Genomic DNA, 224 nt, shown 5'->3' on the forward strand with positions numbered 1-224 from the left:
GTACTGGTTCACTATCGGTCACTAGGTAGTATTTAGCCTTGGGAGATGGTCCTCCCGGATTCCGACCAGATTTCACGTGTCTGGCCGTACTCAGGATCCTGGACGGAGAATTTAGATTTTAGCTTAAGGGGCTCTCACCCGCTGTGGCTGACCTTCCCATGTCATTCAGCTAATCCAAATTTTTGTAACTCCAATGTCCAGTCCTACAACCCCAGGATGCAAGC

1 rRNA gene is annotated in these 224 nt (G+C 49.6%); it reads right to left on the minus strand.

Going from position 1 to position 224, the window contains the following annotated elements:
* A 23S ribosomal RNA gene (locus tag FC83_RS12490) occupies positions 1-224 on the minus strand; the annotation flags it as partial.

Source organism: Agrilactobacillus composti DSM 18527 = JCM 14202, assembly GCF_001436375.1.
Classification (GTDB): Bacteria; Bacillota; Bacilli; order Lactobacillales; family Lactobacillaceae; genus Agrilactobacillus; species Agrilactobacillus composti.